The organism is Agriterribacter sp. (genome assembly GCF_035445465.1).
Taxonomy (GTDB): domain Bacteria; phylum Bacteroidota; class Bacteroidia; order Chitinophagales; family Chitinophagaceae; genus Agriterribacter.
Genome location: NZ_DAOMQT010000013.1, coordinates 88,753 through 110,003 on the forward strand (window position 1 = coordinate 88,753; position 21,251 = coordinate 110,003).

19 protein-coding genes are annotated in these 21,251 nt (G+C 42.9%); 10 read left to right on the forward strand and 9 right to left on the reverse strand.

All coding sequences use genetic code 11. The annotated features are described in order from the left end of the window. The first annotated feature begins 42 nt into the window (after positions 1 to 42). Positions 43 to 477, forward strand: coding sequence for an OsmC family protein (locus PLE34_RS09235; protein ID WP_324556122.1), 435 nt, complete (start codon positions 43 to 45; stop codon positions 475 to 477). A gap of 6 nt (positions 478 to 483) precedes the next feature. On the opposite strand, the gene PLE34_RS09240 is transcribed toward PLE34_RS09235, so the two are convergent. Further along, positions 484 to 1,758, reverse strand: a complete 1,275-nt coding sequence (locus PLE34_RS09240; RefSeq protein WP_324556124.1) for a DUF2851 family protein — start codon at positions 1,756 to 1,758, stop codon at positions 484 to 486. A 286-nt stretch (positions 1,759 to 2,044) separates the two neighbouring features. Continuing rightward, the gene (locus PLE34_RS09245; RefSeq protein WP_324556126.1) at positions 2,045 to 3,292 is read right to left on the reverse strand and encodes a DEAD/DEAH box helicase; all 1,248 of its coding nucleotides are present in this window, start codon (positions 3,290 to 3,292) and stop codon (positions 2,045 to 2,047) included. Positions 3,293 to 3,835: 543 nt separating this feature from the next. Between PLE34_RS09245 and PLE34_RS09250 the strand changes: the two genes are divergently transcribed. From PLE34_RS09250 to lolA1, 5 genes are all read left to right on the forward strand, one after another. Further along, positions 3,836 to 5,020, forward strand: a complete 1,185-nt coding sequence (locus PLE34_RS09250) for an acyl-CoA dehydrogenase family protein (RefSeq protein ID WP_324556127.1) — start codon at positions 3,836 to 3,838, stop codon at positions 5,018 to 5,020. Between the two features lie 11 nt (positions 5,021 to 5,031). Beyond that, a complete protein-coding gene (locus PLE34_RS09255) occupies positions 5,032 to 5,538 on the forward strand; it encodes a shikimate kinase (RefSeq protein ID WP_324556129.1) in 507 nt (168 codons plus the stop codon). Beyond that, positions 5,531 to 5,962: a DUF423 domain-containing protein gene (locus PLE34_RS09260; RefSeq protein ID WP_324556131.1), complete on the forward strand. Its 432-nt coding sequence runs from the start codon at positions 5,531 to 5,533 to the stop codon at positions 5,960 to 5,962. Before PLE34_RS09255 ends, PLE34_RS09260 begins: the two co-directional genes overlap by 8 nt. A gap of 216 nt (positions 5,963 to 6,178) precedes the next feature. Continuing rightward, positions 6,179 to 8,668 carry an FtsK/SpoIIIE family DNA translocase gene (locus tag PLE34_RS09265; protein ID WP_324556133.1) on the forward strand — a complete coding sequence of 830 codons (2,490 nt, stop codon included), beginning with the start codon at positions 6,179 to 6,181 and terminating at the stop codon, positions 8,666 to 8,668. Positions 8,669 to 8,761: 93 nt separating this feature from the next. Continuing rightward, positions 8,762 to 9,433: an outer membrane lipoprotein periplasmic chaperone LolA1 gene (lolA1, locus tag PLE34_RS09270; protein ID WP_324556135.1), complete on the forward strand. Its 672-nt coding sequence runs from the start codon at positions 8,762 to 8,764 to the stop codon at positions 9,431 to 9,433. 120 nt (positions 9,434 to 9,553) lie between these two features. Here the strand turns inward: lolA1 and PLE34_RS09275 are convergent, their stop codons facing one another. Further along, entirely contained in the window at positions 9,554 to 10,147 is a 594-nt protein-coding gene (locus tag PLE34_RS09275; protein ID WP_324556137.1) for a UbiX family flavin prenyltransferase, read from the reverse strand. Positions 10,148 to 10,181: 34 nt separating this feature from the next. Here PLE34_RS09275 and PLE34_RS09280 point away from each other — a divergent pair, with 34 nt between their 5' ends. From PLE34_RS09280 to guaB, 3 genes are all read left to right on the forward strand, one after another. Further along, positions 10,182 to 10,754 carry a thioredoxin family protein gene (locus tag PLE34_RS09280; protein WP_324556139.1) on the forward strand — a complete coding sequence of 191 codons (573 nt, stop codon included), beginning with the start codon at positions 10,182 to 10,184 and terminating at the stop codon, positions 10,752 to 10,754. Positions 10,755 to 11,373: 619 nt separating this feature from the next. Then, a complete protein-coding gene (gene dprA / locus PLE34_RS09285) occupies positions 11,374 to 12,474 on the forward strand; it encodes a DNA-processing protein DprA (protein ID WP_324556141.1) in 1,101 nt (366 codons plus the stop codon). Between the two features lie 62 nt (positions 12,475 to 12,536). After that, a complete protein-coding gene (guaB, locus tag PLE34_RS09290) occupies positions 12,537 to 14,030 on the forward strand; it encodes an IMP dehydrogenase (protein ID WP_324556143.1) in 1,494 nt (497 codons plus the stop codon). 239 nt (positions 14,031 to 14,269) lie between these two features. On the opposite strand, the gene PLE34_RS09295 is transcribed toward guaB, so the two are convergent. The 6 genes from PLE34_RS09295 to PLE34_RS09320 all read right to left on the reverse strand — a co-directional run bounded on the left by PLE34_RS09295 (position 14,270) and on the right by PLE34_RS09320 (position 20,040). Further along, positions 14,270 to 16,297 carry a polysaccharide biosynthesis protein gene (locus PLE34_RS09295; protein ID WP_324556145.1) on the reverse strand — a complete coding sequence of 676 codons (2,028 nt, stop codon included), beginning with the start codon at positions 16,295 to 16,297 and terminating at the stop codon, positions 14,270 to 14,272. Between the two features lie 476 nt (positions 16,298 to 16,773). Then, complete coding sequence (locus PLE34_RS09300) at positions 16,774 to 17,082, reverse strand: rhodanese-like domain-containing protein (protein WP_324556147.1); 309 nt, start codon at positions 17,080 to 17,082, stop codon at positions 16,774 to 16,776. 23 nt (positions 17,083 to 17,105) lie between these two features. Next, positions 17,106 to 17,942 carry a PASTA domain-containing protein gene (locus PLE34_RS09305; RefSeq protein ID WP_324556148.1) on the reverse strand — a complete coding sequence of 279 codons (837 nt, stop codon included), beginning with the start codon at positions 17,940 to 17,942 and terminating at the stop codon, positions 17,106 to 17,108. Positions 17,943 to 18,004: 62 nt separating this feature from the next. Next, a complete protein-coding gene (locus tag PLE34_RS09310; RefSeq protein WP_324556149.1) occupies positions 18,005 to 18,994 on the reverse strand; it encodes a D-alanine--D-alanine ligase in 990 nt (329 codons plus the stop codon). A 156-nt stretch (positions 18,995 to 19,150) separates the two neighbouring features. Then, positions 19,151 to 19,573 (reverse strand): hypothetical protein, encoded by a 423-nt coding sequence (locus PLE34_RS09315; protein WP_324556150.1) that lies wholly within the window; start codon positions 19,571 to 19,573, stop codon positions 19,151 to 19,153. Between the two features lie 119 nt (positions 19,574 to 19,692). Continuing rightward, positions 19,693 to 20,040 carry a 4Fe-4S dicluster domain-containing protein gene (locus tag PLE34_RS09320; RefSeq protein WP_324556151.1) on the reverse strand — a complete coding sequence of 116 codons (348 nt, stop codon included), beginning with the start codon at positions 20,038 to 20,040 and terminating at the stop codon, positions 19,693 to 19,695. 76 nt (positions 20,041 to 20,116) lie between these two features. On the opposite strand from PLE34_RS09320, the gene PLE34_RS09325 reads away from it, so the two are divergent. Continuing rightward, positions 20,117 to 21,130 (forward strand): acyl-CoA reductase, encoded by a 1,014-nt coding sequence (locus tag PLE34_RS09325; protein ID WP_324556152.1) that lies wholly within the window; start codon positions 20,117 to 20,119, stop codon positions 21,128 to 21,130. Positions 21,131 to 21,251: the final 121 nt, after the last annotated feature.

The window sequence follows — 21,251 nt, forward strand, 5'->3', positions numbered from 1 at the left end:
TTTTATTGTTCTTTAAACGTAAATTTAAACAAAAATAGCACAATGACTTCAACAGTAGTTTACGAAGAAAACCTTCGCACCGTTTGTACCCATTTAAAATCAGGTACCCGCATTGAAACAGACGCTCCCCCGGACAACCAGGGTAAGGGTGAACGTTTTTCCCCCTCCGATCTTGTGGCCACCGCACTGGCCAGTTGCATGCTTACCATTATGGGCATTAAAGCAAGAGACATGAACGTTGATCTAAAAGGCGTAAAAGTGGAGGTAGAGAAGCTAATGGACAGTAATCCGCGAAGGATAGGAGGCTTAAATTTAACATTTCATTTCCCTGATCATTTTAAAGCCACGGATAAAGAGCAGGTGATACTGGAAAAAGCAGCACTTACCTGCCCGGTATTCTACAGCATCCATCCCGATATTAAAATAAATGTGGCATTTAACTTCAAAAAAGATACTCTGGCGCAACAGGCGGTTTAAGAAACATTATACCGACCGTTTTAAAATAGCGGCTCCCACGGCACAGCTCAGGCAATTTTTATTGCGGCAATAGGTTTTGGTTAATTCTATATAGGCCTGGGAATCGTATGCCGAACGATTGACTAAGCCCAGCGCGGTCCATTGACGGGTGATGCTATTTTGCTCTGCAGCAGTTTCTTCAAGCCATTGCAGTGCTTTGGTTTTGTATGCCTGCTCCTGCTTCAAATGGCCATACGCAAACACAACAGGAATAATAGTATTAATAACAACATTATCCGTCATTTGCCTGCCCAGCACCTTTTCTTTGAAAGATGAAGCCTCATCAAAGCGGTAGCGATAATGCCAGTAATCGTTAGCTGTTACCGTTAGCATCTTTTTTAACTGGTGTAGCGCGGAAGCAGCTTTTATTTTACCAAAAAGACGGGATGACTGCTGGATAAGCTTTGCCAGCTGAGCCAGCCTGATGGTAGGAAAATTACCCGGCCGCATCCGTAAAAAATGAACGGGCTCATGCACCGGAAGAAAATGGTATTTCTTCCGGTAAAACCGGTATTCCTTTTGCAGCATCCGGGGATAATCTTCTTCAAAATCGGCATCTAATAAACCAGCCTGTCCCATTAAAAAAGCTTCCAGCTGGTGTATCTGGTGTTTATGCCTGGCCAGCGTATTAACAGGTAACGACCGGGCGATTGCTTCAAATGCATCGCTGTTAACCGCTATTCCAAAATTCCTGGCCAGCATCCACCAGAATACTTCTTCCCAATGCCCGTTGGTTTCTTTCAGATACTGCACAACGATTTGCGCTTTGCGCTGCAAGCGCTCAGCCACCAGCCTTGCTTTCCAACTACTCCATATTAATTCCGGCACCACCGTTATGCTGCCGCTGCATGGAATGGCGGTTTGGGCAAGCATCAGCTCTTCATATCGTTGCAATAAAAACTTAGATACCCTATCCTCCAGCACCAGTGTGGGTATAGCATTGCCGCATTCGTCCCGCACGGAAAGGTCATCTTCCCACACTACGTGCAATATAATGTTCCTGTAATTTTTGTCCTCACCGTGATGGTGCAGCTTCCAGTCGGATGCCTTAACATGCAGTTCGATATTACCCACCCAGGTAGTTGTATTGATCTTAAGACTGGCTTCCCGGAAATCGGGACCCTGGTTGGTATTGAGTTGGCCGGCATGAATGATTTGTAATGGTTCATTACCGGCGGTGTGCAGATCAGCCTTATTAAAATACTGCATCTGCCAGATAAATTGAAGCAGGCGCTCTGTCATAGGTTATGATAGTGATGGTGTGTAGTGGTAAGATACGAAGAAATACAAAAAACAAATAGCAAGAGCCAAATAAAACCTGTTTGCCGGAGATAAAACAATGAACCACGGATGCACAATAGCACAGAGGAACACAGAGCCTGTGTAATAAATATCAAACCTACAATCCGGGAGAAGGCGATCAGCAATCAGCTACGGGCAGGGATATAGAAAGAAGGAGTATCCAGCCTGGCTTAGCTGTTACTCACCTCATAAAAGCCGGTACTGATCGCTAATTGCCTGATTTTCTTCAATAGGTCCTTTGCTTTAAAAGCTTTCTGTCTCTACCGGCAGTTCCTATATTCTTGAAGTTACCGACATGGCTTGCTGAAGGCACCTTATTGATACTATTATGAACGGAATCCATATCAAAAGGATGGCCGTTAACCACAGGAATGGCTCTCCGGTTAAGTTTTTGAATAGCGCTCAATAAGGGCTTTTCACCCTGGTCGCAAAAAGAAATGGCAATACCTTCCGCGCCTGCCCTTCCCGTGCGGCCTATACGGTGTACATAGGTTTCAGGAACATTCGGCAGGTCGAAGTTAATAACATGGGTGAGCTCCTCAATGTCAATACCACGTGCTGCAATATCTGTTGCCACTAATACACGGGTCTTCCTGCTTTTGAAATTTTCAAGCGCTCTTTGACGCGAATGCTGCGACTTGTCGCCGTGAATAGCCTCGGTACGGATGCCGGCAGCATTAAGCTTATACGCCAGCTTATCGGCGGCATGCTTCATTTGGGTAAAAACCAATACGGTTTCAATAGATCTGTCCTGCAACAGGTGAATCAATAAAGACTGCTTATTTTTCTTCTCTGCAAAATAAACGGATTGCTGTATGATTTCTACTACAGAAGAAACAGGGGTAACTTCAACCTTTACCGGATCTTTCAATAATACAGATGCCAGCTTACTAATGGCCGGGGGCATGGTTGCTGAGAAAAAAAGTGTTTGGCGCCGGGTGGGCAATTGAGCAATGATGCGTTTTACATCATGTATAAATCCCATATCCAGCATGCGGTCTGCTTCATCCAGTACAAAATATTGAATATGGCTAAGTGATACCATTTTCTGTTGCATCAGATCCAGCAAGCGGCCTGGTGTAGCCACTATCATATCTACTCCTCTGCGGATAGCCTGTACCTGGCTGTGTTGCGGAACTCCGCCAAAGATTACCGTATGCTTTACATTTAAAAACCTGCCGTAAGCCTCAATACTTTCACCAATCTGTATAGCCAGTTCCCGGGTGGGCGTAAGTATTAAAGCCTGTGGGTGCTGCAAAAATTGAGTTGCTTTTTTCTGCTCATGGATCAGCTGCAAAACAGGAATAGTAAAGGCGGCGGTTTTTCCGGTACCTGTTTGGGCGCAACCCAGCAGGTCTCTTTTTTGTAAAACAGGAGGAATTGATTTTTCCTGGATGGGGGTGGGTTTGGTATACCCTTCTTTGCTCAGGGCCTGTAATACAGGTTCTATAAGCTGCAAATTGTTAAATGACACTTGTAATTTTTTTAGTAATAAAAGAGTGATAAGGCTATCAAAAAAGAATTGATACGTTATCTGCCTTAGGTTAAGCGGTCACTATAATGGAGGAGAATGAACTACTACACAAAGAGGAAAGCAATAACATTAAGAGCAGCAAAGGTACAATAAATAACTAAGAAGCTGTTTAAATTATGTTTTAGAATAACCATTGACCTGTCTCCTGCCACGCATCACACTAATTATCACGAATAATTCGTGCCCATTTGTGACATTCGTGGCTAAAGAGCGTGTTACAACACATTATACAAAATCCTCGGGGATCATTTTTAATGCATCTGGATTTAACACTCCCCTACTCCATTTGCGGATGGTTAAGTAAACAGCAGCTTCGGATTTGGCATTTGGTATTTGAATTTTATCCGCCCCGGCGGACAAGCTTGCCTGCCGCAGGCAGGTTTGCTTCTTGTTCTCTGGTTCCTGGAACTTTCATTCGAATTTCGAAATTCCGGCTTAGGGCTTTATTTACTTATCTTAGCAGCTCCTTTAAATGTAGTTACTATGGCTGCACGTACAGACCTGTTTACCAGTCCGGATTATTTGCAATTAGACGATTTGCTTACGGAAGAACAAAAGCTGATCCGTGAAAGTGTAAGGGCTTACGTAAAAAAAGAAATTTCCCCTGTTATTGAAGACTATGCCCAAAAAGCCACTTTTCCTGAACATATCGTTAAACAATTAGGCGGCATGGGCTGCTTCGGCCCTACCATCCCTGCTGCTTATGGCGGAGGCGGATTAGATTATATCAGCTATGGACTTATGATGCAGGAACTGGAAAGAGGCGACAGCGGGGTACGTTCTACCGCATCTGTGCAGGGCAGCTTAGTAATGTTCCCTATTTATGAGTATGGCAGCGAGGCGCAGCGAAAAAAGTATTTGCCAAAATTAGCCAGCGGCGAGTGGCTGGGCTGCTTTGGCTTAACGGAGCCCGGTCATGGTTCCGACCCGGCAGGTATGCTTACCCGTTTTACCGATGCCGGAGACCATGTAGTATTAAACGGTGCTAAAATGTGGATCAGCAACGCGCCTTATGCGCATGTGGCCGTGGTATGGGCCAAAGACGACAATGGCGATATCCGCGGACTGATCGTGGAAAGGGGCATGGAAGGATTCAGTACACCCACTACCCATGGTAAATGGAGCCTGCGGGCATCCGCCACGGGTGAACTGGTTTTTGACAACGTTAAAGTGCCTAAAGAAAATATACTGCCCAACGCCAAAGGATTGAAAGCTCCCTTAGGCTGTTTAACCAAGGCCCGGTTTGGCATAGCATGGGGAAGCACAGGTGCGGCAATGGATTGCTATGATACTGCTTTAAGATACGCCAAAGAAAGAATACAATTCGATCGCCCGATAGGCGGCTTTCAATTGCAGCAAAAAAAATTAGCCGAAATGATCACGGAGATCAGCAAAGCCCAGTTGCTGAACTGGAGGGTTGCGGTATTAATGAATGAAGGAAAAGCAACACCCCAGCAGGTGAGCATGGCCAAACGCAACGGCTGCGAAGTGGCCACCAATATATGCCGCGATGCCAGGCAAATGCTCGGAGGCATGGGTATTACGGGTGAATATTCGGTAATGCGCCATATGATGAACCTTGAAAGCGTAATCACCTATGAAGGAACGCATGATATACATTTGCTGATAACCGGTATGGATATAACAGGTTTTAATGCTTTTAAGTGAAACCAAAGACGATGAAAATTTTTCTCCTGGGCTTTATGGGAACGGGCAAAACTTACTGGGGACAGCTTTGGGCAAAGCAACACCATTTACGCTTTTTTGACTTAGACACTGAAATTGAGCATCATACCGGCTTAACCATTCCGCAGCTATTTGAACGGTATGGAGAAACTTTTTTTAGGGAACAGGAGCACGAAAGACTTCTCAGCTTCGGGAAAGAAAACAATTTCATCCTTTCCACAGGAGGCGGCACGCCCTGTTTTTATAACAATATGCAATGGATGAATGAAAACGGGCTCACCATTTACCTCGATACTCCCCTGCCCGTGCTGAAGGAAAGATTAATAAAGGAAAAGATGCACCGCCCGCTGATCAAACAATTAGATGAGCAGGCCATTGAAGATTTTATTAAAAACAGCATCCAAAAAAGGAAGGAATATTACAACAAGGCCCATATAATATTATCCACAGAATCCATTTCAGATATTACCTTTGAAGAAATCAAACGGAAACATGTCTAAACGATTTATCCAATACGCTGCCATCCTTGGAGCGCTTAGTGTTGCACTGGGGGCATTTGGAGCGCATGCGCTGAAAAAATTAGTGGAAGCAGATACCGTAGCTACTTTTGAAACCGGCGTAAGATACCAGTTTTACCACACTTTCGCTTTGTTAGCCGTTGGAATCCTATACAGGAGAATGCCCGGAAAAGTAATGGAATGGGCGGGTATTCTTTTTATTTCAGGCATTGTTTTATTCAGCGGTTCCTTATACCTGTTAACTTACTTAAACGCCACTGAAACAGTAGGACTTAAAGGCATTGGCGCTATTACTCCTTTGGGCGGGGTTTGTTTTATTGCCGGATGGGTTTGTCTTTTAGTTCAAAGTTTAAAGCCCAGCGTTCACCGTGAAAAAAAAGAAAAAAGCAATGTGAGAGAAGCTTAACAGCAGCCGGATTTAGTTACAGGTTTCAGGGAAGCGGATTTGTAGTTTATGGTTTGTAGTTTATGGTTTGCACACCTTAGAACTTGTATCCTGTACCCCTTACTTGCACCCTGCAACTTGTACCTGTCTTCCGCAACACAAACTCCCCCGCAAACACCTTATCTTTGCCTATCGGGAAAAAGTCCCGTCTGAATATAAAAATACGTTTCGTATTGCATGGCTAATAAATTAAAAAACAATAAGTCCAAGTCTCCTGATCCTGAAAAACTTACCAGCGACAAAACCGAAAAGGTTAAAGTAAAGGCACTGGTAAAGGATGAACGTACCCATAAAATATTGGGAAGCGTGTTGCTGCTTACGGCATTTTTTCTTTTTATAGCATTTACCTCTTATCTTTTTACCTGGCGGCAGGACCAGGATAAAGTATTCCAGGGTTTTTCGGCATTCTTATTCGGGGAAGATATAAAAGCGGCCAACCTGCTCGGGCGCATAGGCGCTTATATATCCCATATATTTTTTTACAAAGGTTTTGGTTTATCGTCGTACCTCTTTTGCAGTTTCTTTTTTATAACAGGAGTAAATTTATTGTTCGGTGAAAAAATATTCTCACCCTGGCGCAACTTCAGGTATGTGGTGGTGGGATTACTGTTTTTCAGTACCGCTTTAGCCTTTATTACACACGGCAATGGTTTTCCATGGGGAGGCGAAACAGGCAATATAACCAGCAACTGGTTTAGAGGCTTATTGGGCGAAATAGGCACGGCGGCGCTATTGCTGGCCTGCGGCTTTGCTTATTTTATATGGCGCTTCAACCCTTCTTTTTCACTACCCGCCAAAAGATTAAAATATAAAACCCAAAACGGGAACGGGAAACTGGTGCCGGTAGATAATTCTTTTACGGAAGAAGCAAAGTTGTTTACGGAAGAAAATATAGGCAAAGATGCCAAAGGCAATACCCTGAAACATCATGGAGGGGTTGTAGTGATCAACCCGCCAGGCATGGGTGAGCCGGATGATCAATTTACACTGTCTGAAACCGAACCTGAGCCGGTAATACCGCAAACCACGGTTATACCCAAATCAAGAAAGAAAACCGCTGAGGAGTTAGAATTGCAGATCAATGCTATGAATGAAGCGGAAGAAATTGCTGAGGAAATGTTGCACCCGGAAGAAGACACAGCGGTAAAGAAAGTGCAAAACCTGCCGCCTTATGACCCTGTTCTTGATCTTAAAGATTATAAATATCCATCGCTTGATCTGTTAGAAACACATGGCAGTGAAAAAATTGTGCTGGATGCTTCGGAACTGGAAGCCAACAAGCACCAGATCATCAATACGCTGAAGAACTATGATATTGACATCCGCCAGATATCAGCTACAGTAGGCCCCACCGTTACCCTGTATGAGATCGTTCCCGCGGCAGGCGTTCGTATTTCACGCATCAAAAACCTGGAAGATGATATAGCCCTAAGCCTTGCTGCCCTGGGCATACGCATCATCGCCCCCATTCCCGGAAAAGGCACCATTGGTATTGAGGTGCCCAATGTAAAGAAGACGATTGTGAGCATGAAGGGACTTTTATCTACAGACCGGTTCCAGCAAAATAAATTTTCGTTGCCCATAGCCCTCGGCAAAAAAATAGATAACGAGCATTTTATTGTTGACCTTGCCACGATGCCCCACCTGTTGATGGCAGGCGCAACCGGACAGGGAAAATCTGTTGGCATTAACGCTATACTGGTATCGCTGTTGTATAAGAAACATCCGTCACAGCTAAAATTAGTGATGGTTGATCCTAAAAAAGTGGAGCTGAGCCTGTACCGGCTCATTGAAAAGCATTTCCTGGCCAAGCTGCCCGGAGAAGAAGAATCCATCATTACAGATACCAAAAAAGTGGTACACACCCTCAACGCGTTGTGCATTGAAATGGATAACCGCTATGACCTGCTGAAAGAAGCGGGCTGCCGCAATATAAGAGAGTACAATGAAAAATTTGTAGCCAGGCGGCTTAACCCTGAAAAAGGCCACCAGTTTTTGCCTTTTATTGTTTTGGTAATAGATGAATTCGCAGACCTGATTATGACGGCGGGCAAAGAAATTGAAATGCCTATTGCACGCCTGGCACAATTGGCCAGGGCGGTTGGTATCCACCTTATCATTGCCACCCAGCGTCCCTCGGTTAACATCATTACAGGAACCATTAAAGCCAACTTCCCGGCCAGGGTAGCATTTAAGGTTTCTTCTAAAATTGATTCCCGCACTATTTTAGATACAGGCGGTGCAGAGCAACTGATCGGCAGGGGCGACATGCTGGTATCGTATAACGGGGAAATAACAAGGGTACAATGCGCTTTTGTGGATACTCCTGAAGTAGAAAAAGTAGTTGATTTTATTGGCGAACAAAGAGGATACCCCCAGCCTTTTTATTTGCCGGAATATATTGACGAAAAAGAGCTGGAGGGAAGGGATTTTGATTCCGGCAACCGGGATCCTTTGTTTGAAGAAGCAGCAAAGCTTATTGTGCAAAGCCAGATCGGCTCCACATCATTATTACAGCGCCGTATGAAATTAGGATACAACCGTGCAGGCCGCTTAATGGATCAATTAGAGTCGGCAGGCATTGTAGGACCTAACCAGGGAAGCAAAGCAAGAGATGTGTTATTCAAAACAGAAATGGAACTGGATACATTTTTGCAGGCTTTATAAAATAAATATGCGGTAACCACTATCTCATTTTAAACTATACGGCTGTTGCCGCAGTCTTTGAAATAACTATCTTTGCCCACCAATAAAAAAATAATGAAAGGAATATCAACTATTACAGTGCTACTGGCTTTATTTTCCATTACAGGATTCGCGCAAAATTCCGTTAATACCCTGGGAACCAATGACCCCGATGCTAAAAAAATATTAGATGGGGTAACGGCTAAATTTAAAACCTACCAATCGGTAAAAGCTGATTTTGTGCTGCAAATTGAAAATGCGGCGGGCAAAGTGCAGGGAACTAAAAAAGGAACAGCTTATATGAAGGGAAATCAGTATAAAGTAGAATTAACCGACCAGCAAATCTATTGTAATGCGCAGAAAATATGGACCTACGACAAAAGCGCCAACGAGGTGCAGGTGAGTAAATTTGACCCCGCCGGAGAGAGTTTTACACCTCAAAAAATATTTACAAATTTTTATGAAAAGGACTTTTTATATAAGCTGAATGGCGAAAAAAAAGAGGGAGGCAAAACATTACAGGAAATAGAATTAACACCTACCGATAAAAACAAAGCATTTTTCAAAGTGCTGGTGTTAGTAGATAAAGCCACAAAGAATATTGTATCTACAAGGCTGTTTGAAAAAAACGGCAACCGCTATTTATATAATGTTACCAGCTTTGTTCCCAACCCAAAAATAGACAACAGCTTTTTTGTTTTTAATACGGCTAAATACCCGGGGGTTGAAGTGATAGATTTGCAGTAGGAGCGGTCAGCAGTCAGCTATCAGATTCTGAGCTGTGGGTTACAAGTTACATGTATGTTTTCGACTTAAACCTGTTTTTTTAAGAATGGCAGGAAATAAAAAATAATCGCCACATTGTTTTTATGGATGACCTGGTGATGATGGACCCGCATCATTTGCACCCCAACGGAATGAAGCAATAGTAAATCCGCAAAGATCAAGCACCCTGTCTACTACCGTTGCGGCAACGGCTTCAATGGTTTGCGGGCGGCTGTAAAATGATGGTGTAGCGGGGCAAATAATTCCGCCAGCTACAGTAACAGTTTCCATATTACGGATATGCATAAGATTATAGGGCGTATCTCTTACCACACAAACCAGCTTTCTTCTTTCTTTAAGTATTACGTCGGCAGCTCTTGTAATCAGGTCGTTTGAAACACCGGTGGCTATTCTTCCCAGGGTGCCCATAGAACAGGGGATAATGATCATCGTATCAAACTGGCCTGAACCCGAGGCAAAAGGCGCGTTAAAATCATTTTTGTCGTAAATATTAACAGTATATTGATTAAAGGAATCGTTGCCCAATTCTGTTTTCCATACTGTTTTTGCATTGTCTGTAATTACCAGTGCAAGCTCATTCCACTGCCCGGGTATGGCCAATAATTTATCAACCAGTTGCCGGGCATATAAAGACCCGCTGGCGCCGGTAACAGCAATAACAATTTTTCGCTTCAATTGTGAGTTATATTTGTAACATTAAACGAATTCAATGCAAATATCCGGCATTTTCCTTTCTATTGGCCTAATTGCCTGTATTCCCGGCGCCGAAGCATCGGCAGGCATGTCTTACTATTACAAAGACACCACCATAATTACCCGCAAGAATGAAAAGCTGGAATGGTTAACCCTTGCCCAGGCAGAAGCCGGCATGGCAACCCAAAAGAAAGACATCCTTATTGACCTGTATACCGACTGGTGCGGATGGTGCAAAGTAATGGACAGGAATACCTATACCAACCCTGATGTAATTCAATACCTTAACGATAAGTTCTATCCTGTAAAATTAAATGCGGAAACAAAGGAAGTGCTTACCTGGCGCGGACGGCAATTCAAATACAACGATCAGTACAGGGTACACGATTATGCCATTCTGTTAACCGGCGGGCAGCTTTCCTATCCTTCAACTGTTATTTTACCTGCCGATGGTTCGGCCCCGCAGGTGATCCCGGGATATTTAAAGCCGCCCGACATGGAGCTTGTTTTAAAATACTTTGGTGAAGATCATTACGGCAAAACCCCCTTTGAAACATACAGGAAGGATTTTATACAAACCTGGAAATAATTTTTTGTCGCAACAATATAAGAATCAGGTATATCGTTATATGTCTGGTTTTTCATAGGATATTGGATTTAAAACGGGGCAGGATTTCTATCCAGCCCTTTTTTCGTATATATACTTCATGCAGCTTCCCTTTCATCTTAATTTCTGCCGCAATTTGCAATATAACTGGTCTAAGAGGATGCACTTAAAAAAAATCCCAAATGCCATGCAACGTTTACTGCCTAATACTGGTCTATTTATTGGTTTTTCATAGGATATTGGATTTAGAAACGGGGCAGGATGTCTATCCAGCCCTTTATTTTTCATATTACACGTATTTTAATATACTTTCTCTTAACCCTTCCTTTCTGTTTATTTCAACAGGATTTCAGCAAAAAAACGGCTTTCAGTTATCTCCTGCCTTAAAAGCAAAAAAAATTATGGCATAGGAATGCTTAAATTAAAAAAACGCTTTATATTCGGCTTTTCATAGGATAAGGTTTAATGGTTAACGGTTAAAAGATTAGTACCCCTCCCCCGATTTATCGGGAGGGGGTTTTTTATATCGTTTCGCATTCTTCCTGTATCCTTTTTTTAGGATTATATTTATTTTAGAACAAGCACCATTATCGCCTGCACCATGCACAGCGATCTTCTTTACCATATTGCGCTAACCATGGTTCCCCAGATAGGGGATGTACATGCAAAAGAATTATTACAACACTTTGGTGATGCGGAGAAAATTTTTGCCGCACGCAAATCCAGTCTTGATAAATTTCCCGGCATTGGTACTATCCGGTCTGAAAGCATCAAAACGTTCAGCAATTTTCAGCGGGCTGAAGAAGAACTCCGTTTTATTGAGCGATACAACATTACCGTGCTCAGGCAAACCGATGCAGGTTACCCTAAACGCCTGCTGCATTGCTATGATGCGCCCTCGCTGTTATACTATAAAGGAAACGCCGACCTCAACCACCATAAAATTATGGCAGTTATTGGTACCCGCAGCCATACCGATTACGGAAAAGAAATGACCGGAAAAATAATTGAAGATATGGCATCGCATCATGTGCTTGTGGTAAGCGGGCTTGCTTACGGCATTGATGCGCTGGCACACAAAGCGGCATTGAAAAACAAATTATTAACTATTGGGGTATTGGCGCACGGGCTCGACCGTATTTACCCCTCCGCTAATAAAACACTGGCAAAAGAAATGACAACCCATGGCGGGCTGCTCACAGATTTTATGTCGGGCGCTAAACCCGATAAACAAAACTTTCCAAAGCGAAACCGCATTGTAGCAGGTATGGCAGATGCTACACTGGTAATAGAAACCCAAGTTAACGGTGGCAGCATGATTACAGCAGAGCTGGCCAACAATTATAATAAAGATGTGTTTGCGCTGCCCGGCAAAACAACCGATGTAAAAAGTGCCGGCTGTAATTACCTGATCAGGAGCAATAAGGCTGCTTTAATAACATCCGGTAAGGAACTGCTTGATTTTATGAACTGGAGCGAAGCGCCCGTAAAGAAAAAGGCAATACAAAAAGAATTGTTCCTGGAACTGACAGCAGAGGAAAAAATGATCATGAAAATCATCGGGGAAAAAGAAACCGCTTCTATTGATGAGATCACGCCCCGGTGCAATTTCAGCAGCAGCACGATAGCCGCAGCTATGCTAAACCTTGAATTACAGGGAATAATAACCTGTTTGCCCGGAAAAATATACAAGCTTTTATAAGCGAATACAATTCCTTTATAACAAAATTTGGAAGCTATTTATCTGCTACCCTATCTTTGCACATGGCAACAATAATCAACTCCGCTAAAGACAAATTCTCCCAGAAATTTTTTGGTGAAGGTTTAACCTTTGATGATGTGCTGCTTATGCCGGCTTACTCACAGGTACTTCCCCGCGATGCAGACATCAGCTCAAAGCTTACCAAAAGCATTACATTAAATATTCCCCTGCTTTCCGCCGCTATGGATACCGTAACGGAAGCCGATCTGGCAATTGCTTTGGCCAGGGAAGGCGGTTTGGGCATTTTGCATAAAAACATGACTATTGAAAGACAGGCCGAACAGGTGCGGAAAGTAAAGCGCAGTGAAAGCGGGCTAATACTTGATCCCATAACCCTGCGCGTAGACGCCACTATCGGTGATGCATTGAAGCTAATGCGCGAAAACAAAATAGGCGGCATTCCCATTGTAGATATTAATAAGAAGCTAGTAGGCATCCTTACTAACCGCGACCTGCGTTTTGAAACCTCCCTGAAGAAAAAGGTGAGTGAAGTAATGACAACGGAAAACCTGATTACGGCTCCTGAAGGAACAGACCTTGCCAAAGCAAAAAAAATACTCAGCCAGTATAAAATTGAAAAGCTGCCGGTTATTAATAAAAACGGACAATTAACCGGACTGGTTACCTACCGTGACATTTTACAATTGCAAAGTCATCCTAATGCCGTAAAAGACAGCTTCGGCCGTTTGCTTACCGGCGCGGCGCTAGGCATAACCACCGACCTGCTGGACAGGGCGTCGGCCCTGCAACAAATAGGCGTAGACATTGTTTGTTTAGATAGCGCACACGGGCATAGCGCCAAGGTAATAGAATCGCTGAAAAAGCTGAAAAAGAATTTTAAAAAACTACAGGTTATTGCCGGAAACGTAGGAACCGCTGCAGGCGCCAAAGCGCTGGCAGAAGCAGGTGCAGACGCTGTTAAAGTAGGCATTGGTCCCGGATCTATTTGCACTACCCGTATTGTGGCCGGCGCAGGCGTTCCGCAAATTACAGCCATTATGGAAGCTGCTTCGGTGCTTCATAAATTGAATGTGCCGCTTATAGCCGACGGCGGCATACGTTATACCGGCGACATGGTGAAGGCCCTGGCTGCAGGAGCCAATGTGGTAATGATGGGAAGCGTTTTTGCAGGAACGGAGGAAAGTCCTGGCGATACGATCATATATGAAGGCCGCAAATTTAAACAATACAGGGGCATGGGCTCTTTAGGCGCCATGGGCCAGGGAAGCGGCGACCGCTACTTCCAGGATGTTGAAGATGATGTTAAAAAATATGTACCTGAAGGCATTGAAGGGCGTGTAGCCTTTAAAGGCAACCTGAGTGAAATTGTATACCAATATACGGGCGGATTACGCTCCGGAATGGGGTATTGCGGCGCCGCTAGCATTACTGAACTGCAAAAAGCACAGTTCATTAAAATAACCAATGCCGGCATGAACGAAAGCCACGCGCATGATATAGAAATTACCCGGGAAGCGCCAAATTATACCAGGTAAATCGTTAAGCTGTGCTATATTTATTTGCTTAATGCCCATGACCCCCGGTTACCGGATGAGGATCAATTCATTCTTTTAACTATTGACATTTCATTTTTTCGTGTACCGAATGAACACAACAGTGGCTATCAGCGTGTGGTTGGCTGCAATATGAGCTGAGCGGCCATAGATATAGGTAGTACGCAAAAAAGGGATAAAACATAAAGCTTCATCCCTTTTAACATCTCACTATTTTTAAATTATTGCATTTTCACAGCATCGGTAAACGCAGGAATAAATAAAACCTTCTTCCTGGCTTTACTAACCTCATCAAGCTTTGAAAATTCAGAATTATTGCTGATAAACTCAGGAATGATCAGTTTCATTTTTCCTACCAGCTTAAAATGATCTCCCTGCTTGCATAAGTCGGTTAAACTCTCAATATCATTAAGCACTTCTTTATATGACCGGGACACCACTTTTGCGATTTTTATCTTTTCGTGATGGGTAGGCAGGGTCTTTTCCTTTTCGTTTAGCAACTCTTCATATAATTTTTCTCCCGGGCGCAAGCCTGTATAAACGATATTAATATCTTTATCCGGAACCAGTCCCGACAGTTTGATCATATTTACCGCCAGGTCAGCAATTTTAACCGGCTCACCCATATCAAAAATAAATATCTCTCCCCCATGTCCCATTGTAGCCGCCTCTAAAACCAATTGTACCGCTTCGGGTATGGTCATAAAGTACCGGGTGATATCTGGATGCGTAACCGTTATAGGTCCGCCATGCTGTATCTGGGCACGGAAACGGGGAATAACAGAACCGTTGGATCCGAGCACATTGCCAAACCGTGTAGTAATAAATTTGGTTTTTACATTGGCCGTAACCGTTATAGAATCATCGTCATCATCCTGTATAAGCCGGGAAAGAAATTCCGCGGCGGGCGGATTATTAGACGCGTGATTAAGCGATTGCACATAGGTTTCAGCAATACGCTTGGAGGCGCCCATGATGTTTGTTGGATTAACCGCTTTATCAGTGGAAATCATTACAAATTTTTCCACACCAAAACAAACAGACAGATCAGCCATATTTCTTGTGCCCATTACATTGGTAAGAATGGCTTCTTCCGGATGTTTCTCCATCATGGGAACGTGCTTATACGCTGCCGCGTGAAATACGATATGCGGACGATATTCTTTGAAAGGGATCAGCATCCTTCTCAAATTCCTTATGCTGGCAATAAACGTTTTTATTTTGGCAGACGGGTACTTTTCTTCTAATTCCAATTGTGTTTCATGAAGCGGGGATTCTGCCTGATCACACAATATAACCATTTCAGGATGGTAAGACATAACCTGCCTTACAATTTCAGATCCGATAGAACCGGCGGCGCCTGTAATGAGCACTCTTTTGCCGAATATTTCTTCAGACACCAGCTGGTTATTGATTTGAATAGGTTTACGCGGAAGCAGATCCTCAATTTTAAGATCCTGCATCTGGCCCAGGCTAAGCTTACCGCTTACCCATTGCTCGGAGGGAGGTACGGTTTGAACCTTAATGCCTAAATTTAAGCAACAATCTATAATGGCCCTGAACTCCGGCTTACCCGACTGTCCATTGGGAAGAATGAGCTTATCAATAGCAAGCTTTTTGTGCAATTCCGGCAGTTCCCGTGTATGGTATACTCTTTTTTGCTCTATCGTGCTGTTGATCTTCTGACCACCAGACTGGATAAAGCCGCTCACCACAAATTTATGATTACCTGCCGCTTCAATTGCCTGCTTAATAAGGATGGCGTGATTATCTGATCCGTAGATCAATACCTTCTTTACATCCGTCATTGCATAACCTTTTGCGAGGATATATATTTCTTTAATGGACGTACGGAACAGGATGAGCAGGGAAGAGCTGATAAAGAAGTTCAGTACCAGTAAAGTAGGCATATCGAGCGAAGGAATATGATACAGCCGCCCGGCAATTACTCCCGAAACAAAAGGATAAACTAAGCTAACCACCAGGATAGCGGAAAATATCCTGAACATATCCTTTGTATTGGAATAGCGGATAAGCCCCGTATAAATTCGCATAAAGTAAAATACAGCAAGGGATAATAAGCTGAAGAGCCCTGCATGTATAAAAAAATGACCGCGAACCAAAACCGGGAAATGGAATTGTTTTAAAATGAAATAAGACAGTGCGAAAGATGCAGTTACAATCACTGTATCTGCCATTAAAATGATCCAACGCGGAACAGTGAAGGGTTTGTCGTAAAAAATTTTCATACTTCAGTACAGTATTAGACTTCGGATAACAAAATAATTACCAGGTTTTTGAATACAATACTGGAATTAAGGATTTGTGAACAAAACTGACCTGCCTGAAATAATATAACAGGCAAATTATTTTTGGTAAAACATTAACGATACTGGAAAATTGATTTCATCTAACTCAGAACAAACTTTCCGAGGATAGGAGATTGGGGGTTATTCGCTTAGTAGAGAGTAAAAAGAAACAATCCGTTGCAAAGATGAAAAAAAAAACGAACATTAACTAACTTTCTACCCTTTTTATCTTTAATCAATTATACATAAAACTATTTTCTTCAACCAGATAACACAAAAAATTTATTATGATATTTATACAAATAATATATTTATATTATATAATGATCTCCTAACATTTAATTAATGAAGCGGTAACGGTGTGATATCAGTAATACTCCAACATTGTTACCCCTACCGGCAAGACCTGTAAAAAATTAATCTTTATACTTCTTCTGCCACTCCAGCATACCTCCTGCAAGATTCCGGGTATTGGTAAAACCCAGTGTATCCAAAATCAGGCAGGCCTGCCCGCTCCGGTTACCGCTCCGGCAATAGCATATTACTTCTTTTTCTTTCAGCGCTTCAATTTCATCAATGTTCATATTCCGGATATGCCCAACAGGTAAAAGAATACCGCCAATATTGAATTCCGCGTTTTCATGGGGCTCGCGAACATCTATCAGGTGAAGCTGCTCACCCGCGTCTATCCTTGCTTTTAATTCTTCCGCTGTTATGGTTTGCATTCCCGTAGTTTATACTATATTTATTAATATTCGTTTAAAGATGGCTCAGCGTTGGGTAAAAGCGCCTGCGTGCTGTCTGTTTTTTTGACCGGCCTGTTTGCCGATATCCAAACATCTATCATTTGCCCCCGGCGTATCCGGTTAAGGCTGCCATTTTCATTATACCGTTCGGGCTGCTGCCTGAACACAAAAGAAGCACCGGTATCCTGTATTGATCCGTCCGGTATAACGCTCCCTGGTATAATGCCATTGGCTTCCAATAAAGTAATAGCTTCTTCATAATTCATTCCAAAAAGGTCGGGTACCGGCATTTCAGCACTGCCTATTCCGGCTCCTAAAACCAATGCTATTGTAGCCCCCATTGTAATTTTGGTTCCGGGCTTAATTGCTTTATTATCCAAAGATTGTTCTAAAACCGCGTTTTTAGCTATATCCGGCTTATAGGATGTATCTCCCAGTTTCAGGCCCCTCGCTTTTAACTCAAGCTCCGCATTCCTAAAGCTCATTCCCACCAGGTTAGGCATTTCTATTACGGGAGGAACCGCCCGGTTTACCGTTAAATACACGATCCGGTTCACTTTTACGGAAGCATCCGGCTCCGGAAATTGTTTTACCACAGCAAGCGGCGCAAGCGTATCATAATAAACAGAATCCTGCACCCATACATCAAAGCCCTGCTTATTCAATAAAGCGGTAGCTTCTTTAATATTTTTATTGCCCACATCCGGAACCTTAAGGTAGGTGCCATGATGGGTAAAGTATTGCAGCGACTGAAAAAAAATAAAAACAAGCAGGAAAAGGATAACCACTGCAACCAGTATATTGACCCATAACGGACGTCGAGTTATTATTGTAAACATATTCTTTGATAAAATCTTAAAACCGGCATCCTTCGTTCCGGCATTTTGGATAATGCCATTCTTTATTTTCCTGACAACAGCGCTTCATCAATTAACGCCGAATAAAATGCTTTCAGGGTCCAATTAAATGCCCTTACCTGTTGCGGAACAATGCTGGCTTCGCTCTGACCCGGAACCGTATTAATTTCGAGCAGATAAGGAAATTCATTTTCTTCGTTATAAATAAAATCCATTCTTACAATGCCACGGCAATTGAACAGCCCGTATACCTTCCTGGCATTTTGCCTTATCTTTTCTGCAACTGTTTCCGAAACTTCAGCAGGCGTAACTTCCGTTGACATCCCTGCCGTATATTTCGCTTCATAATCAAAAAAGTCTTTGCTGGTGCTTACTTCCGTAATAGGCAGTGTAATGATCTCCCCTCCGGTTTTAAACACACCTATTGTAAACTCTCTTCCTTTTATAAACTCTTCCACCAACACCTGGTCATCTTCTTTAAAAGCTTTTTCCAGGGCCGCAGGAAGCTCTTCCGGCACATTAACCTTACTCATGCCAATACTTGATCCCCCGTTATTGGGCTTTACAAATACAGGCAGCTTTAATTGTTCCAAGATATTATCCGGCAAAAGGGCGCTGTTTTTGAAAAGGTGTACCGACCGGGCTACCTTAATTCCTGCAAAAGCAGCTACAGCCACCGTATACCGTTTATTAAAGGTAAGCGCTGAAGTAGCCGCATCGCATGAGGTGTAGGGCAGGTTCAGCAGGTCAAAATACCCCTGCAGCTTACCGTCTTCTCCCGGTGTGCCGTGTATACCAATCAAAACAGCATCGAATTTTGTAACCGTTCCGTTATGATTCACGGAAAAGTCATTTTTATCTACCGGTATACTGTGATCACCTGTTCTGTAAAACCAGCCGGAAGGAGTAATATCTATAGTATATACATTGTATTTATCCTTATCAATATTATGCTCAATGGTAATGGCGCTTTTATAAGATATAACCGATTCGCCTGAATAGCCGCCGGTAACGAAAGCAATATTGGGTTTCATGTATTATAGCCGGTTTGCGTGCAAAGAAAACGATTTTTAATATCAATTATGATAATTGAAAAGCTAAATTTCATTATCCTTTTAATTCTGCTGTATCTGCAGATCATCATCCCCTTCCTTTCCTATTCCTTCATTACCGGAATCCAGTACAAATTTTCACCTGCCGTCTGCCTGTTTTTTCCAGATGGTAACATACGTGCCGTGGCGTATTGAATCTCCTGCTGCCATGCTATACACACCGTATGTATAGCCCATATCGGCAGCGGCAGCCATATCGGCGCCCCGGGGCTGCCAGGTAAGTATAAACGAAGAATCAGGTAAGGAAGTGATCCATTCTACAGCATCCGCTCCTGCTACCGGCATGCTGTTTGGCCTTAATAATATACCATCTGCTTCAATATATTCCAGCATGGCTTTTTTGAACCCCGCTTCTTTTGAACGGTTGGAAAAGTCTGCGTCGGTTTGCTGCATTTCATTTAACGCGTTTATCCGTTCCGTATTTTCCCGGAAATGAAGATTGCAGGAAATATTCATTGCGAAAAAAAATACAATCACCGAAGAAACCAGCATTTTTTCCATACTGTACTATTAAAAAAGGGTGAAGAACCATCTTTCATGTCTTCACCCCGAAACGGGAAATATCACCCGCCTGTATTATGATGCGAGGCATCATTGATTAAGAACGTTGCGCCGGCCGGTTAAACATGCAGCTTGTCTTTTTTTGCCATCAGCTCATCTACGGCCTCCTGGTACATTTCATCGGGCACGCAGCAATCAACCGGGCATACCGAAGCGCATTGCGGCTCTTCATGAAATCCCTGGCATTCGGTACATTTGTCCGGTACAATATAATAAATGTCTACACTTATCGGAGGGTTACGCTGATTAACATCTATAATACTACCGTCCATCATCGTAAATGATCCCTTTATAGTAGTACCGTCAGCAATTGCCCACTCTACCCCGCCTTCATAAATAGCATTGTTCGGACATTCAGGTTCACAGGCGCCGCAATTAATACATTCGTCTGTTATTTTAATCGCCATACTAATTTACAATTTTTCGGATAATTTTTAGCAATAGATTTGCACATCAAAGATAATCACACTGAACTGAATATCCATGTTGAATTTAAAACAACGCATCCATATACTCAACCTCCTTCAAAAATACATGACCAGTGAAGATCCTTTTTGGCTGCAAACCAAAACACTGGCGGCTGAAAGTAACCCGTGGTTTATACCGGAATTCATTGACAAAGCCATTGAATGTATTGCCTGCCGGTTCCTTGAACCACCGGCACTGCATACATGGATCAGCGGCTATAACATTCCCGAACAAACTTCCCATCCCGCGCAGGTAGGTATTACAATGGCAGGTAATATTCCCCTGGCAGGCTTCCATGATTTTTTATGCTGCTTTGTATGGGGGCATAAACAAACCATAAGGCTGTCTTCCAAAGACAATGTGCTTTTAAAACACCTGGCTGAAAAGATGATCTCCTGGGATGACCTGGTAGCTGAATATATTAATTTCGCGGATATGCTTAAGGGCTGCGATGCATATATAGCTACCGGCTCCAATAATACCGCCAGGTATTTTGAATATTATTTCAGGAAATATCCTCATATTATCAGGAAGAACCGGACTTCCGTGGCCATATTGAATGGCAAGGAGGATAGAAAAGACCTTGAAAAGCTGGCGGATGATGTTTACCTGTATTTTGGGTTGGGATGCAGAAATGTGACTAAAATATTTGTGCCGGCCGGCTATGATTTTTTACCGATGCTGGAAGCATTTAATAAATACAGCAGGCTGATCGAAAATCATAAATACAAACACAATTATGATTTTAACCTAACGGTGCAACTATTGAACCAGCAGTTCTATATGACCAACGGATCTGTTATCTTATCGGAAAACCCTTCTGTTTTTTCGCCAATAAGCCAGTTGCATTATGAATTTTATACCAACCCGGAAGATATATATAAAGGCCTGAACCCCGAGGAAATTCAATGCATTTCCGGTTCAGGAAAAACGGCTTTGGGCACAGCCCAATGTCCCGGCTTAACCGACTACCCGGACGGAATTGATACGATGCTGTTTTTACAACAGCTTACCGGGAAATATGGATGAATTCATTCCTGTTGCTTTTGCAATCATCTAACATTCCTTAACATTTTTATTACGTATTCCTTCGTAATTTCACAGCCATTCTTTGAAATACAAAGCATTTTTTAACCCATTTGTTAAGCCT

Excerpts from the sequence above, each read along its gene's own strand:
- PLE34_RS09295 (WP_324556145.1), bottom strand. The coding sequence starts at position 16,297 with ATGAAAATTTTTTACGACAAACCCTTCACTGTTCCGCGTTGGATCATT.
- PLE34_RS09280 (WP_324556139.1), top strand. The coding sequence starts at position 10,182 with ATGCAAATATCCGGCATTTTCCTTTCTATTGGCCTAATTGCCTGTATT.
- PLE34_RS09240 (WP_324556124.1), bottom strand. The coding sequence starts at position 1,758 with ATGACAGAGCGCCTGCTTCAATTTATCTGGCAGATGCAGTATTTTAAT.
- PLE34_RS09255 (WP_324556129.1), top strand. The coding sequence starts at position 5,032 with ATGAAAATTTTTCTCCTGGGCTTTATGGGAACGGGCAAAACTTACTGG.
- PLE34_RS09305 (WP_324556148.1), bottom strand. The coding sequence starts at position 17,942 with ATGTTTACAATAATAACTCGACGTCCGTTATGGGTCAATATACTGGTT.
- PLE34_RS09250 (WP_324556127.1), top strand. The coding sequence starts at position 3,836 with ATGGCTGCACGTACAGACCTGTTTACCAGTCCGGATTATTTGCAATTA.
- PLE34_RS09300 (WP_324556147.1), bottom strand. The coding sequence starts at position 17,082 with ATGCAAACCATAACAGCGGAAGAATTAAAAGCAAGGATAGACGCGGGT.
- PLE34_RS09235 (WP_324556122.1), top strand. The coding sequence starts at position 43 with ATGACTTCAACAGTAGTTTACGAAGAAAACCTTCGCACCGTTTGTACC.
- PLE34_RS09265 (WP_324556133.1), top strand. The coding sequence starts at position 6,179 with ATGGCTAATAAATTAAAAAACAATAAGTCCAAGTCTCCTGATCCTGAA.
- PLE34_RS09320 (WP_324556151.1), bottom strand. The coding sequence starts at position 20,040 with ATGGCGATTAAAATAACAGACGAATGTATTAATTGCGGCGCCTGTGAA.
- PLE34_RS09325 (WP_324556152.1), top strand. The coding sequence starts at position 20,117 with ATGTTGAATTTAAAACAACGCATCCATATACTCAACCTCCTTCAAAAA.
- PLE34_RS09260 (WP_324556131.1), top strand. The coding sequence starts at position 5,531 with ATGTCTAAACGATTTATCCAATACGCTGCCATCCTTGGAGCGCTTAGT.
- guaB (WP_324556143.1), top strand. The coding sequence starts at position 12,537 with ATGGCAACAATAATCAACTCCGCTAAAGACAAATTCTCCCAGAAATTT.
- lolA1 (WP_324556135.1), top strand. The coding sequence starts at position 8,762 with ATGAAAGGAATATCAACTATTACAGTGCTACTGGCTTTATTTTCCATT.
- PLE34_RS09310 (WP_324556149.1), bottom strand. The coding sequence starts at position 18,994 with ATGAAACCCAATATTGCTTTCGTTACCGGCGGCTATTCAGGCGAATCG.
- PLE34_RS09315 (WP_324556150.1), bottom strand. The coding sequence starts at position 19,573 with ATGGAAAAAATGCTGGTTTCTTCGGTGATTGTATTTTTTTTCGCAATG.
- dprA (WP_324556141.1), top strand. The coding sequence starts at position 11,374 with ATGCACAGCGATCTTCTTTACCATATTGCGCTAACCATGGTTCCCCAG.